This window comes from Brevundimonas sp. ZS04 (assembly GCF_001956865.1).
Lineage (GTDB): Bacteria > Pseudomonadota > Alphaproteobacteria > Caulobacterales > Caulobacteraceae > Brevundimonas > Brevundimonas diminuta.
The window spans coordinates 1-13,018 of sequence record NZ_MTHE01000001.1 but is presented as its reverse complement, the minus strand read 5'-3'; the positions used below and the strand labels follow the sequence as shown (position 1 = coordinate 13,018).

13 protein-coding genes are annotated in these 13,018 nt (G+C 65.5%); 3 read left to right on the top strand and 10 right to left on the bottom strand.

Annotated features, from left to right (window positions below):
• Window position 1: 1 nt before the first annotated feature.
• From BJP32_RS00065 to BJP32_RS00040, 6 genes are read right to left on the bottom strand one after another with little or no spacing between them, the layout of a single operon-like run.
• Entirely contained in the window at window positions 2–1,255 is a 1,254-nt protein-coding gene (locus BJP32_RS00065) for an aminotransferase class V-fold PLP-dependent enzyme (RefSeq protein ID WP_046653974.1), read from the bottom strand.
• Window positions 1,234–2,256 carry a Fe-S cluster assembly protein SufD gene (gene sufD / locus BJP32_RS00060; protein WP_046653973.1) on the bottom strand — a complete coding sequence of 341 codons (1,023 nt, stop codon included), beginning with the start codon at window positions 2,254–2,256 and terminating at the stop codon, window positions 1,234–1,236. The genes BJP32_RS00065 and sufD overlap by 22 nt, the downstream gene beginning before the upstream one ends.
• Window positions 2,253–3,002: a Fe-S cluster assembly ATPase SufC gene (gene sufC / locus BJP32_RS00055; protein WP_046653971.1), complete on the bottom strand. Its 750-nt coding sequence runs from the start codon at window positions 3,000–3,002 to the stop codon at window positions 2,253–2,255. Before sufC ends, sufD begins: the two co-directional genes overlap by 4 nt.
• A 21-nt stretch (window positions 3,003–3,023) precedes the next feature.
• On the bottom strand, window positions 3,024–4,490 hold the full coding sequence (sufB, locus tag BJP32_RS00050; protein ID WP_046653969.1) for a Fe-S cluster assembly protein SufB: 1,467 nt from the start codon (window positions 4,488–4,490) through the stop codon (window positions 3,024–3,026).
• 3 nt (window positions 4,491–4,493) lie between these two features.
• Window positions 4,494–5,630 (bottom strand): cysteine desulfurase family protein, encoded by a 1,137-nt coding sequence (locus BJP32_RS00045; RefSeq protein WP_046653967.1) that lies wholly within the window; start codon window positions 5,628–5,630, stop codon window positions 4,494–4,496.
• Window positions 5,627–6,094 (bottom strand): Rrf2 family transcriptional regulator, encoded by a 468-nt coding sequence (locus BJP32_RS00040; protein WP_046653966.1) that lies wholly within the window; start codon window positions 6,092–6,094, stop codon window positions 5,627–5,629. The genes BJP32_RS00045 and BJP32_RS00040 overlap by 4 nt, the downstream gene beginning before the upstream one ends.
• Before the next feature lie 161 nt (window positions 6,095–6,255).
• Here BJP32_RS00040 and BJP32_RS00035 point away from each other — a divergent pair, with 161 nt between their 5' ends.
• Window positions 6,256–6,906, top strand: coding sequence for an alpha/beta hydrolase (locus BJP32_RS00035; RefSeq protein ID WP_003164840.1), 651 nt, complete (start codon window positions 6,256–6,258; stop codon window positions 6,904–6,906).
• A gap of 11 nt (window positions 6,907–6,917) precedes the next feature.
• On the opposite strand, the gene BJP32_RS00030 is transcribed toward BJP32_RS00035, so the two are convergent.
• The 4 genes from BJP32_RS00030 to BJP32_RS00015 all read right to left on the bottom strand — a co-directional run bounded on the left by BJP32_RS00030 (window position 6,918) and on the right by BJP32_RS00015 (window position 10,863).
• A complete protein-coding gene (locus BJP32_RS00030) occupies window positions 6,918–7,898 on the bottom strand; it encodes a TerC family protein (protein ID WP_046653965.1) in 981 nt (326 codons plus the stop codon).
• A gap of 108 nt (window positions 7,899–8,006) precedes the next feature.
• On the bottom strand, window positions 8,007–8,708 hold the full coding sequence (locus tag BJP32_RS00025) for a DUF6624 domain-containing protein (RefSeq protein WP_046653960.1): 702 nt from the start codon (window positions 8,706–8,708) through the stop codon (window positions 8,007–8,009).
• Between the two features lie 56 nt (window positions 8,709–8,764).
• On the bottom strand, window positions 8,765–9,721 hold the full coding sequence (locus BJP32_RS00020; RefSeq protein ID WP_076222440.1) for a DMT family transporter: 957 nt from the start codon (window positions 9,719–9,721) through the stop codon (window positions 8,765–8,767).
• Window positions 9,722–9,723: 2 nt separating this feature from the next.
• The gene (locus tag BJP32_RS00015; RefSeq protein WP_046653957.1) at window positions 9,724–10,863 is read right to left on the bottom strand and encodes an anhydro-N-acetylmuramic acid kinase; all 1,140 of its coding nucleotides are present in this window, start codon (window positions 10,861–10,863) and stop codon (window positions 9,724–9,726) included.
• Window positions 10,864–11,042: 179 nt separating this feature from the next.
• On the opposite strand from BJP32_RS00015, the gene tyrS reads away from it, so the two are divergent.
• Window positions 11,043–12,323, top strand: a complete 1,281-nt coding sequence (gene tyrS / locus BJP32_RS00010; RefSeq protein WP_046653956.1) for a tyrosine--tRNA ligase — start codon at window positions 11,043–11,045, stop codon at window positions 12,321–12,323.
• 10 nt (window positions 12,324–12,333) lie between these two features.
• The gene (locus tag BJP32_RS00005) at window positions 12,334–12,801 is read left to right on the top strand and encodes a peroxiredoxin (RefSeq protein ID WP_046653955.1); all 468 of its coding nucleotides are present in this window, start codon (window positions 12,334–12,336) and stop codon (window positions 12,799–12,801) included.
• The last annotated feature ends 217 nt before the right edge of the window (window positions 12,802–13,018 follow it).

Genomic DNA, 13,018 nt, shown 5'->3' with positions numbered 1-13,018 from the left:
GTCACACGAAGAAGTTCCGCGCCTTGATCAGCGCGTCCACGAAGGCGTCTGTATCCTCCATGGTGTTATATAAGGCGAAGGAGGCGCGCGCGCTTGCGCTCACGCCCAGTCTTTTCGCCAGTGGCTCAGCGCAGTGCAGTCCGGCGCGGACGGCGACGCCGTAACGGTCCATGATCTGGGCCACGTCATGGGCGTGCGCGCCCTCGACGGTGAAGGTCAGGATGGCGCCCTTCCCTTCCGCCTCGCCCAGAATCCGCAGCCAGTTGTGCCCCCGCAAGCGCTCGACGGCATGGTGATACAGCGCCATTTCATGCGCCTGAATGGCCGCCGGATCATATTGCGACAGCCACTCGACCGCCGCGCCCATGCCGATGGCTTCCAGAATCGGCGGCGTGCCCGCTTCGAAACGGTGCGGCGGCTTGGCGTAGGTCACGCCTTCCTTCTCGACCGTAACGATCATCTCGCCGCCGCCCTGATACGGCGGCAGGGCCTCCAGCGCCTCAGTCGAGCCGCAAAGGACGCCGATGCCCGTGGGCGCGAAAAGCTTGTGCCCGGTCAGGACATAGTAGTCGCAGCCGATGGCCTGAACATCCGGCGCCGCGTGGACCGCGCCCTGGCAGCCGTCGACCAGCACCCGCGCCCCGACCGCATGGGCCAGATGGGTGATCTCAGCGACCGGATTGATGGTGCCCAGCACGTTCGACATGTGGGTGACGGCGACCAGCTTCGTCTTCGGCCCCAGCAGGGCGGCGAAGGCTTCCATGTCCAGCGAACCGTCGTCCCTGATCGGCGCCCATTTCAGCACCGCCCCGCGCCGTTCGCGCAGGAAGTGCCAGGGCACGATGTTGGAGTGGTGCTCCATCTCGGTGACGATGATCTCATCGCCCGGCTGGATCGACAGGCCGACGCCGTTGGCGACCAGATTGATCGCTTCGGTCCCGCCCTTGGTCCAGACGATATTGTCGGCCGAGGGCGCGTTCAAAAAGCGAGCCACGATCTCGCGCGCACGCTCATAGGCCTCCGTCGCCTCGTTCGACAGGGTGTGCAGACCCCGGTGGACGTTGGCGTAGCTGCCCGTCATCGACGCGACCAAGACGTCGATGACGGCGCGCGGCTTCTGCGCCGAGGCGGCGGTGTCCAGATAGATCAGCGGCTTTCCATTCACCTGTCGCGACAGGATCGGGAACTGCGCGCGTGCGGCATAGGGATCGAACCCCGTCACGGAAGCGTTGGTCACAGGCGAGCCGTCAGCCATTCCCGCACCACCTCTCTGGCGCCTTCGTGCTCGATCCGGTCGACGACCTCGATCAGGAAGGCATGGGTCAACAGGGCGCGGGCCTCATCGGCCGAAATGCCGCGCTGCTGCATGTAGAACAGGGCGCTTTCGTCCAGCGTCCCGACGGTCGCGCCGTGGGCGCACTGCACCTCGTCGGCGTAGATGATCAGCTCGGGCTTCACGTCGATCTCGCCGCGATCCGAAGCGATCAGGCCGTGGTGGCCCATCCGTGCGTCGGTGTCGTCGGCGCCCTTTTGAACCAGGATCTTGCCCTGGAAAACGCCGCGCGCCTCGTCGCGGACCACGCCCTTGATCAGTTGGCTGGTCGTGCCGTTGGCCGCGACGTGGTCGATCACCGAGGTCTGATCCGAATGGCGCGCGCCGTTCAGCAGATAGAGGCCGTCCACGCGCGCGTCGGCGCCTTCCGCTCCGTGGCGCAGGCGGGTCTCAAGACGTTGCAGTTTGGCGCCGGTGGCGACGATGGTCTGACGATAGCGCCCGCCCGCCTCCAGCCGCACCTCGGCCTCGGCCACAGAAATGGCGTCGGCGGGCTCGTCGGTCAGGACGATCCGGATAACTTCGGCGTCGGCGGCGACGTCGATCTCGACCTTGTTGTGGGCGACATAGGCCGAGCCCTTGCCCTCATGCGTCTCCAACAGCAGCAGGCGCGCGCCGGGACGGGCGACGATGCGCGCCGCCGCCGTGTGGCCAGTGCCTACAGCGTCCGAGATAAAGCGCAGGCGCAGCGTCTGCTCGCCCGAGGCGATATAGTCCTTCACCCCGACCGGGCGGCCGTTGGCGAAGACGACCGCGTCGCCGCCCAGATCATAGAACGGCCCCGGCGCGCCCACGACGGCGGTGCCGGACGGTTCAGGCGCTTCACGAAGAAGGCGCTTCAGATCACTGTATTTCCATTCCTCAACCCGCCGCGAGGGGAAGGTCGCGGCGTCGGTCAGATCTAGCCGGGCCAGCGCCTTCATGCCGCCTCCGGCAGGAACTTGTCGTAGCCTTCCGCCTCCAGCTCATGCGCCAGTTCCGGCCCGCCCGAGGCGACGATGCGGCCGCCCGCCAGAACGTGCACGCGGTCCGGTTTGATGTAGTCCAGCAGGCGCTGATAGTGGGTGATCACCAGCATCGACCGTTCCTGGCTGCGCATGGCGTTCACGCCGTCGGCGACGATGCGCAGGGCGTCGATGTCGAGGCCGGAGTCCGTCTCGTCCAGGATCAGCAGCGACGGCTCCAGCAGGGCCATCTGCAGGATCTCCATCCGCTTCTTCTCACCGCCGGAGAAGCCGACGTTCAGCGGCCGCTTCAGCATGTCGAAGTCCATCTTCAGCGACTGCGACGCCGCCTTGACCAGCTTCAGGAAGGCCGGGGCCGAAACCTCTTCCTCGCCGCGCGCGCGCTTCTGGGCGTTCAGCGCCGTGCGGATGAAGGTCATAGCCGGAACGCCGGGAATCTCGATCGGATACTGGAACGACAGGAACAGACCCGCCGCCGCGCGCTCGGCCGGTTCGATGTCCAGCAGATCCACGCCGTTCCACGAGGCGGAACCATCCGTCACCTCATAACCGGGACGGCCCGACAGGCTGTAGCCCAGCGTCGACTTGCCCGCCCCGTTCGGCCCCATGACTGCATGAACTTCGCCCGCAGGCACGTCCAGCGTCAGCCCCTTGAGGATCGGCTTGTCGGCGACGGAGACGTGCAGGTTATTGATCTTAAGCATTGTTTTTCTTCTTCAACTCACTCAGCCGACCGAGCCTTCGAGGCTGATCGCCACCAGCTTCTGGGCCTCGACGGCGAACTCCATCGGCAGTTCCTGCAGGACGTCGCGGACGAAGCCGTTGACCAGCAGGGCCACGGCCTCCTCTTCCGACAGACCGCGCTGCTGGGCGTAGAAGAGCTGGTCCTCGGACAGGCGGGTCGTGGTCGCTTCGTGCTCAAGCTGGGCCGAGCCGTTGCGGACCTCGATATAGGGAATGGTGTGGGCGCCGCACTCCTTGCCGATCAGCAAGCTGTCGCACTGGGTGAAGTTGCGCACGCCGGTCGCCTTGGGGTGGATCGACACCAGACCGCGATAGGTCGAGTCCGACTTACCGGCCGAGACCGTCTTGGCGATGATGCGGCTGCGGCTGTTCTTGCCCAGGTGCAGCATCTTGGTGCCGGTGTCGGCCTGCTGATGACCGTTGGTGATGGCGATGGAGTAGAACTCGCCCGAGCTTTCTTCGCCCTTGAGGATACAGGACGGGTATTTCCAGGTGACGGCCGAGCCGGTCTCGACCTGGGTCCAGCTGACCTTTGAACGATCGCCGCGGCAGTCGGCGCGCTTGGTGACGAAGTTGTAGATGCCGCCCTTGCCCTCGGCGTCGCCGGGGTACCAGTTCTGAACCGTCGAGTATTTCACCTCGGCGTCGTCCAGGGCGATGATCTCCACGACCGCCGCGTGCAACTGGTTCTCGTCGCGCATCGGCGCGGTGCAGCCTTCAAGATAGGAGACGTAGGAACCCTTGTCGGCGATGATCAGGGTGCGCTCGAACTGGCCGGTCTGGCTGGCGTTGATGCGGAAATAGGTCGACAGCTCCATCGGGCAGCGCACGCCCGGCGGGATGTAGACGAAGCTACCGTCGGAAAAGACCGCGCTGTTGAGGGCCGCGAAATAGTTGTCGCTGACCGGAACGACCGTGCCCAGATACTGACGCACCAGATCAGGATATTCACGCAAAGCTTCGGAAATCGGCATGAAAATCACGCCCGCCTTGGCCAGCTCCTCCTTGAAGGTGGTGACGACCGAGACGCTGTCGAACACGGCGTCGACCGCCACCTTGGGCGCGCCCTGGACGCCGGCCAGAACCTCCTGCTCCTTCAGCGGAATGCCCAGCTTGGCGTAAACCTCCAGCAGCTCGGGATCGACCTCGTCCAGCGACTTCGGCCCCTCCTTCTTCACCGGCGCGGCGTAGTAGTAGAGATCCTGATAGTCGACGGGATCGTATTTCACCGCCGCCCAGGTCGGCTCTTCCATCGCCAGCCAGCGCTCATAGGCGGCCAGACGCCATTCCAGCATCCACTCCGGCTCGCCCTTCTTTTCAGAGATGAAGCGGATGATGTCGGGGTTCAGGCCCTTGGGGGCGAACTCTTGCTCGACGTCAGTAGTGAAGCCGTACTTGTATCGCTCCAGCTCCGCGACCGTATCGATTGTTTCCTGAACGATAGCCATAAGTTACGCGATTTCCTTTGCGCGCTCTTGCAAGCGCGCCTTGTGCTTATCCCAGGCCATGACCCAGGCATCCGCGAAGCGATTCCAGTCAGCCTCGGTCGTGCCCCAGCCCCCGGAGACGCGCACGCCGCCGGTCGCCAGATGATGCAGACCCATGGCGCTGATCGCCTTGGATGGCTTGACCTTGCCCGACGAACAGGCCGAACCGGCCGAGACCATGACCCCGACCAGATCGAGGGTGATCAGCTGCTGCGGGCTGTCCCAGCCCTCAACCGCCATGAACAGGGTGTTGGGCAGGCGCTCGACCGCGCCGCCGATGACGGTCGCACCCGCCGCCTTGACCTTGGCCTCGGCCGCGTCGCGCCAGGCGACATGAGCCATGGCGGCGTCCAGATCACGCGCGGCGCAGTCGGCGGCGACGCCGAAGCCGGCGATCCCTGGCACGTTCTCGGTTCCGGCGCGGAGGCCCCGCTCCTGTCCAGAGCCATGCAAGATGCGCACGGCTGAAACGCCGTCCCTCAGCACCAGAGCGCCCACACCCTGCGGCCCGCCCAGCTTGTGCGCCGAAAGGGTCAGGCTGTCAGCGCCGAGCACACGCATGGTCACGGGAATCTTGCCCGCCGACTGAATGGCGTCGACATGCAACCAGCCGCCTGCCGCGCGAGCCAGAGCCGCCGCCTCAGCGATCGGCTGGATCACGCCGCTTTCATTGTTGGCGTGATGAATAGCGACGACCGCACGGCCCGGACGCGCCAACGCCTCGGCCAGCCAGGCCAGATCGAGCACGCCATCCGCATCCACCGGCAGAACTTCAACCGGAACGCCGCTGACGGCGGCGGCCTCGGCCACGCAAGGGTGCTCGGTCGCGCCGACGATCAGTCGCTCACAACCAGCGGCCAGGGCGCTGTGGATCGCCTGGGCGTTGGACTCGGTCCCGCCCGAAGAGAAGATGATCGCCGTCGGATCGGCGCCGACCAGATCGGCCACCTGGGCGCGCGCCGTCTCGATACGAGCTCGGGCGCGTCGACCGGCGGCGTGCACGGCCGAAGGGTTGCCGTTGTCGGCCAAGGCCTTAGCCATGATTTCCTGAACTTCAGGACGAACCAGACCCGAGGCGTTGTAATCCAGATATACGCTCACGCTGCTGCCTCCATGGACGCCGGATCCTTCTGACCCATGCGCGCCCGGTTCGTGCGTTTTTCAATCACATCGGCCAGGCTGACCCCGGCGAGATAGCGATGGATCTCGGCGCCCAGATCTTCCCAAAGATCGTGGGTGATGCAGCGCGCGCCGCCGGTCATGCATCCCCGCGGCGTGCCATGGGCCGCGCAGCGCGTGGCGCGGATCGGCTCGTCGACGGCCAGAACGATGTCGGCCACGACCGTCTCCTCCGGCCCCTTGGCCAGGCGATAGCCGCCGCCCGGCCCGCGAATGCTCTTCACCAGCCCGCCCTTGCGCAGACGCGCGAACAACTGCTCCAGATAGCTGAGCGAGATTTCCTGACGGGTGGCGATTTCGGCCAGGGACACGGCCCGGCCCGAGCCGTTTTTCGCCAGATCGGCCATCGCCATCACGGCGTAACGTCCCTTTGTCGACAGGCGCATCCCTATAACCTCAAAATTCTAACGCTTTTTGGGGCGGCCATGCTAAGACCCCCGGCCTCGCTGGCGAGTGCGTCACGCACCGGGGACTTAGAAAGTCCTACCTCCTCGGTCAAGTATTATCCGTCCGGCGAAACCTCTATTGATTGTAGGGACCGCGATCCATGCCTGAAGTCATTCTGCCCGGCGCCTCTGGCCGCATCGAAGGCCGTTATTCGCCCGGCAAGCGGCCTGATGCGCCGATCGCCCTGATCCTGCACCCGCACCCCAAGGCGGGCGGGCACATGAACAACCCGGTCGCCCTGACGATGCACCAGCTGTTCGTTCAGCGCGGGTTCGCCACCCTGCGCTACAACTCGCGCGGCGTGGGCAAGTCCCAGGGCGAGTTCGACAGCGGCATCGGCGAACTGGCCGATGCGGCCACGGCGCTGGACTGGCTGCAGGCCAACAACCCTGCCGCCACCCAGACCTGGGTCGCGGGCTATCAGTTCGGCGCCTACATCGGCATGCAGTTGCTGATGCGCCGCCCCGAGACCGACGGCTTCATCTCGGTGTCGCCGCCCTCGAACATCTACGACTTCAGCTTCCTGGCCCCCTGCCCGGCCTCGGGCCTGTTCCTGCATGGCACGGCCGACACGGTGGTGCCCCCGGCCGAGGTCGAGCGCGTGGTCAATAAGCTGCGCACCCAGAAGGGCATCGTCATCGACTATGAGCTGGAAGAAGGCGCGACCCACTTCTGGCAGGACCATATCGGCGCTGTCGAGCGCCGCGTCGGCGCCTATCTGGACAAGCGCCTGGCCGAAAAGCCGGCCTGACGTCCTGAAGATCAGCGCGGAGGTCCGGCCTCCGCGCGGGTCCGCCACAGGGACCAGACCACTCCCGTCGCCAGGATCGCCGCCGTCACCGACAGGGAGACGGCGGGCGGCACCTTCTCGATCCCCAGCAACGGCGCGGCGAACACCTTGCCGCCGATGAAAACCAGCAGAACGGCCAGCGCCTGCTTCAGATAGGCGAAGCGGTGAATCACCGCCGCCAGGGCGAAATAGAGCGCCCTCAGCCCCAATATGGCGAAGATGTTGGACGTGTAGACGACATAGGCGTCCGTCGTGATGGCGAAGACCGCCGGCACGGAGTCCACGGCGAAGATCACGTCAGCGATCTCGATCGTCACCAAGGCCAGAAACAGCGGCGTAGCGTGCAGCTTCACCTCGCCGGAGCGGCGGCTTTGCGTGCGGACAAAGAAGGCGTGCCCGTGCAGGTCGTTCGTCACCCGCATCCGTCGCCGGAACCACTTCAGCAGGGCGTTATCGGCGATGTCCGTTTCCTCGCCGCGCGAAAAGAACATCTTCACGCCCGTGAGGATCAGAAACCCGGCAAACAGATAAAGCACCCAGTGATAGCGGGCGACCAGCACCGCACCCCCGCCGATCATGATCGCCCTCAGAACGATGACGCCTAGCACCCCCCAGAACAGAACCCGGTGCTGATAGAGGCGCGGCACGGAAAAGGCGCTGAAGATCAAGGCGATGACGAAGACATTGTCCATCGCCAGACTTTTCTCGACAGCGTAGGCGGTCAGGTATTCGACGGCGCTGTCAGCCCCTTGCGATGACCACAGCCACGCGCCGAAGGCCAAAGCCACGGCGACGTAGAAGGCGGACAGCGCCAAGCTTTCGCGAACCCCGATCTCATGATCGCGCCGATTGAACAGCCCTAAATCCAGCGCCAGCAAGGCGATGACGACCGTCAGGAAACCCGCCCACATCCAGACGGGCTTGCCCAACCACTCCAATAGCAACAGTTCCATCGACGCCTTCGCGAGCCGTTTCCAACGACGCGGCCGACATCGCGATGAAGGGTCGCCAGAGGGGCCCGGTCCGCTATGACCTCAACGCATGGCGACGGCGAGCGTTGCTCAGTTTTCGCGGCAAGTCGGCCAGGAGGCGAAACGCGCTTCGTACTGCGCCAGCGTATGCGGAAATCCTGCTTCCGCGCGACGGCGGTCGGCGTTCGCGGGATCCTCAAGGTTGTCGTAGTCGATGACCCAGCGTCCATTCTTGCAGGTCACTTGCGTCCCGTAGCGTTGCGGACGCCCCTCGTTCACGGCCAGTCGATCGTACATCAGACCGAACTGCGCCCCATCAACCTCGCCCGTCGCCACGAGAGGCTCGAGCACCGGCACGAAACGTCGCCACTGCTCAAGGTTTGAATGCTGGATGATGAGAAAGGCCGTCTGCGACGGCCCCTCGCCATAGCGGCTTTTGAGGAACCAGCCTTCCGGCGGCAGCATGGCGAGCAAGGCGTTGAGATTGGCTTCGTCCACCTCCTCCTGAACCTGCCACATCGCCTTGTTGGCGGCCTGCTCCTGATCCGGAGGAAGAATACTCAGATCGACTTTCTGCATCGCCTGTCGCCCCATCTGATCCAGGCGATACATCCGGAGAAAACGTTCCTCGTGATCCTGAGGAGGCGGCGCTTGCGCTTGTCGTCGCTGTTCCTCGGTGATTGTTTCAAGCACGGGAGCAATCAGGGCTCGCGCCTCGGCGCTCAGTTCACTGGAGTGCGAGGTGACCTCTGCCTGACCCAACAGAAACAGTGTGGCGATCCATGCAATCATGTGTCCCTCCCGATGAAGAACTTGGACAGCAGATTAAGACGAAATTACGTCGTTTTCTAATGCTCGCCTTCCGCCGCCGCCACGGCCGCCGGGCGGTGAGCGCGAACGCACCAGACGACGCTGACGATCATCAGGATCATGGCGACGACCTCGATCACCGTTGGGCCGCGCTGCTCCCAGATGAAGCCGTAGATGAAGGCGAACAACGTCTCGGAAACGATCATCTGGCCCAGCATGGTGAGGGGCAGCAGGCGGCTGGCCTGGTTCCAGAAGGCGTTGCCGATGACGGAGGCGAAGATGGCCACCCCTGCGCTGACGCCGATCAGGCGCAGCCAGGCGTCATCCGTCATGCCGTCCAGCATGAACAGCGACGGGATGACCAGCAGCAGCGCCAGCCCTCCTGTGACCACCCCGGTCAGCAGCGACCACTCATGCGGGGTGACGTCAGGCAAGCGTCCCATCCAGCGACTGTTGCCTACGGCGAAGGCGGTCCAGGACAGCAAGGCCGCCACGGCGCAACCCAGGCCGATCAGGGTGGCCGTTCCGCTTTGGGCCGCCGCGCCGCCGCCCTGGCTGAGCGATTCCCAGCCGATCAGGCCGACCGCCAGCGCCGCCACGGCGATCGGCGGCGCCACGCGCGACAGCGGCGGCGAGTCCTTGTCCTTCAGGCCCCATAGCGCCACCACCACAGGCACCATGCCGACGATCAGGGCCGAGGCTGCAACGCCCGCGTAATGCACGCCGACCACCAGAAAGGCGAAATAGATCAGATTGCCCGCCAGGCTCAGCCAGACCAGCGCGCCCCACGCCTTGCGCGTCAGGGCCGCTGTCGCCCGCCTCCAGCGCGGCGCGATTAACAGAGCCGCGATCAGGCCATAGGCGAGATACCGCCCCGCCGTCAGCAGCAGCGGCGAAGCCTCGGGCACGACCTTCGGCGCCAGAAACACCAGACCCCACAGGGCGCCCGCCGCCAGACCGCTGGCGACGCCCCAGAAACGCGATGAAGCCCCCACCCCTATTCTTCTCCTGGCTCTACAATCCGGCCGCCGGTCATCGGCTTTGCGACCCCCGTCGTGCCGGGAAAACTGATCGGCAGGCCCATGCGGCAGCGCGCGGCCAGGAACGCGAAAGCTTCAGCCTCGATCGAGTCGCCGCGCCAGCCCTTGTCCTCAGCCGTAGAGACGGGAACGCCGACACGTTCACGAATGGCGGCCAGCAACACGGGGTTGTGGCGACCGCCGCCGCAGACGACGACCTCCTTCGGCTGTTCCGAACAGCGGGCGACGCCCAGGGCCACGGCCTGAGCCGCGAAGGCGGTCAGGGTCGCAGCCGCGTCCTCCAGCGACAGTTCCGCCACCGGGTCCAGCGAAAAGTCAAAGCGGTCCAGCGACTTCGGCCCGGTCGCCGCGAAATAGGGATGTGCCAGGTAAGCGTCCAGCACGACCGGATCGACCGTTCCCGCCGCCGCCAGACGGCCGCCCTCGTCCATCCGCTTCTTCATGCGGGACTGGACCAGAAGATCGACCATGCCGTTGGCCGGGCCGGTGTCAAAGGCCTCCAGCCCGCCGTCAGCGCGGATCAGGGTGATGTTGCCAACGCCGCCGAGGTTCAGCACGGCGACCGGCCCCTCCATCCCCGCCTTACGGACCAGCGCCGCGTGATAGACAGGGGCCAGCGGCGCGCCCTGCCCGCCCGCCGCCACGTCTGCACTACGGAAATCAAAGGCCACCGGCGCGCCCAGTCCCTCGGCCACGCTGACAGCGTCGATCAACTGCACCGTGCGGCCCGGAGCATCCGGCGTCGGCGCCTCGTGCAAGACCGTCTGACCGTGAATGCCGACCAGATCCAGCGCGCTGGACTTCACCCCGTTCACCGCCATGAAGCCGAGCGCCGCCGCCAGATGCGCGTCGGCCACGGCCATGCGCGCGTCTTCAAAGCTGTCCGGCTCTTCTTCGTCGCGTTCCCAGTCGAAGGCGTCGTCGATCGCGTCTTCGATGATGGCGCGGGTCTCGCCGTCCAGCTTCATCTCGCCGGCGGGACCGAAAGACAGGATGTCGTGACCGTCGGTCTCGATCATCGCCATGTCCACGGCGTCCAGCGAAGTGCCGGTCATGAAGCCGAGCACGCGGAGAGTCTTTTTCGGGGAGGTCGTCATGGCGGCTTGACTGCCACGTCAGGCGCGACGTAGCTAGCGCCCATGATCGCGCAATCGGCCCTTTTCGCCGCCTATTACTACGGCCTCTACTAGAGAGCGGCCGCGATCCTTGCCGCCCTTCCCTCGGCGGCATTATTCCTCGGAAGACGGCCGCCGGTTCTGATGCTACGGACCCGACCATGACCGAGCCCACGACCCATACCGTTTCCGAAACCGCCTTCAAATCGGACTTCCTGCGCCTGATGAAGGCGCGCGGCTATATTCACCAGATCACCCACCCGGTCGAACTGGACGAGGCGGCCGCGGCCGGCGTGGTCACGGGCTATATCGGCTTCGATGCGACGGCGCCGTCGCTGCACGTCGGTCACCTGATCCAGATCATGCTGCTGCGCCGCCTGCAGCAGGCGGGACACAAGCCGATCGTCCTGATGGGCGGCGGCACGACCAAGGTCGGCGATCCCTCGTTCAAGGACACCCAGCGTCCCCTGCTGACCGAGGAAAAGATCGCCGAGAACATCGCCGGCATCAAAGGCGTGTTCGAGAAATTCCTGACCTTCGGCGACGGCCCGACCGACGCCGTCATGCTGGATAACGACGAGTGGCTGTCGCAGTTCGGCTACCTGCAGTTCCTGCGCGACTACGGCACCCACTTCACCATCAACCGCATGCTGAGCTTCGACTCGGTCAAGCTGCGCCTGGATCGCGAACAACCGCTGACCTTCCTCGAGTTCAACTACATGCTGATGCAGGCGACGGACTTCCTGGAACTGAACCGCCGCTATGGCTGCGCCCTGCAGATGGGCGGCTCGGACCAGTGGGGCAACATCATCAACGGCGTTGAACTGACCCGCAAGGTGGACCACAAGGCCGCCTTCGGCCTGACCACGCCGCTGCTGTCCACCGCCTCGGGCCAGAAGATGGGCAAGACGGTCGGCGGCGCCGTGTGGCTGAACGCCGACGCCCTGTCGCCGTTCGACTACTGGCAGTACTGGCGCAACACCGAGGACGGCGACGTGGGCCGCTTCATGCGCCTGTTCACCGACCTGCCTCTGGATCAGATCGAGCGGTATGAGGCGCTGGAAGGCGCCGAGATCAACGAGGCCAAGAAGGCCCTGGCCGACGCCACCACCTCCATGCTGCACGGCGTCGAGGCCGCTCAGGCCGCCCGCGCCGCTGCTGAAGCCGCCTTCGAGAAGGGTCAGCTGTCGGCCGACCTGCCGACCGTCGAACTGCCGCGTGACGAAGTGATCGGCGCCATGATCGCCGCCGTTACGACCAAGGCGGGCCTCAGCGGCTCCAACGGCGAAGCGCGCCGTCTGGCCCAGGGCGGCGGCCTTCGCCTGAACGACGAGGTCGTCAACGACGGCGCCCGCCTGATCGAAGAGGCCGACCTGAACGCCGACGGCGTGCTGAAACTCGGCGCCGGCAAGAAGAAGCTGGTGCTGGTGCGGCCGGTTTAGGGAGAGCGCTGTGACCAACATCACCGAAAACACCCCCGCCCCTGCTTTCGACCTGGCGACGGATGGCGGCGGGCGCGTGTCGCTGGACGGGCTGAAGGGCAAGAACGTCGTCCTCTACTTCTACCCCAAGGCCGACACGCCGGGCTGCACGACCGAGGGCCAGGACTTCTCGGCCCTGATCGACCGGTTCTCGGCGGCCGACGCCGTGGTGATCGGCGTGTCCCGCGACACGGTGAAGAAGCTGGACCGCTTCAAGGCCAAGCATGACCTCAAGGTGGTGCTCGGCTCAGACGAAGACGGGGTGGTCACCGAAGCCTGGGGCGTCTGGGTGCAGAAGAAGCTCTACGGCCGCGAATACATGGGCATCGAACGCGCCACCTTCCTGATCGACAGCCAGGGCGCGGTCCGCCGCGCCTGGCGGAACGTGAAGGTGAAGGGGCATGCCGAAGAGGTTTTGGCCGCCGTCGAAGCGCTGTGATCGGCGAGCGGGGTTCGAAAGGCCCCGCTTGACCTCTCCGTCTCAGCCCCCCCTAAGTATCGGCAGGGATTGTATCCTCAGGGGCTGACATTGACCAAACGCCGGTCGTCCCGGCGTGACGCGGAGAGTATAGATGTTCAACAAGAACAAACCCCTCGACAACAGTACCTCGAGCGGACTGGGCATTCCGACGCCGCCCGAACCGGCCAAGCCGACC

What these genes read in the sequence shown, in the direction of transcription:
- BJP32_RS00065 (WP_046653974.1), bottom strand. Translation starts at nt 1,255, where the DNA reads ATGGCTGACGGCTCGCCTGTGACCAACGCTTCCGTGACGGGGTTCGAT.
- sufD (WP_046653973.1), bottom strand. Translation starts at nt 2,256, where the DNA reads ATGAAGGCGCTGGCCCGGCTAGATCTGACCGACGCCGCGACCTTCCCC.
- sufC (WP_046653971.1), bottom strand. Translation starts at nt 3,002, where the DNA reads ATGCTTAAGATCAATAACCTGCACGTCTCCGTCGCCGACAAGCCGATC.
- sufB (WP_046653969.1), bottom strand. Translation starts at nt 4,490, where the DNA reads ATGGCTATCGTTCAGGAAACAATCGATACGGTCGCGGAGCTGGAGCGA.
- BJP32_RS00040 (WP_046653966.1), bottom strand. Translation starts at nt 6,094, where the DNA reads ATGCGCCTGTCGACAAAGGGACGTTACGCCGTGATGGCGATGGCCGAT.
- BJP32_RS00035 (WP_003164840.1), top strand. Translation starts at nt 6,256, where the DNA reads ATGCCTGAAGTCATTCTGCCCGGCGCCTCTGGCCGCATCGAAGGCCGT.
- BJP32_RS00030 (WP_046653965.1), bottom strand. Translation starts at nt 7,898, where the DNA reads ATGGAACTGTTGCTATTGGAGTGGTTGGGCAAGCCCGTCTGGATGTGG.
- BJP32_RS00025 (WP_046653960.1), bottom strand. Translation starts at nt 8,708, where the DNA reads ATGATTGCATGGATCGCCACACTGTTTCTGTTGGGTCAGGCAGAGGTC.
- BJP32_RS00015 (WP_046653957.1), bottom strand. Translation starts at nt 10,863, where the DNA reads ATGACGACCTCCCCGAAAAAGACTCTCCGCGTGCTCGGCTTCATGACC.
- tyrS (WP_046653956.1), top strand. Translation starts at nt 11,043, where the DNA reads ATGACCGAGCCCACGACCCATACCGTTTCCGAAACCGCCTTCAAATCG.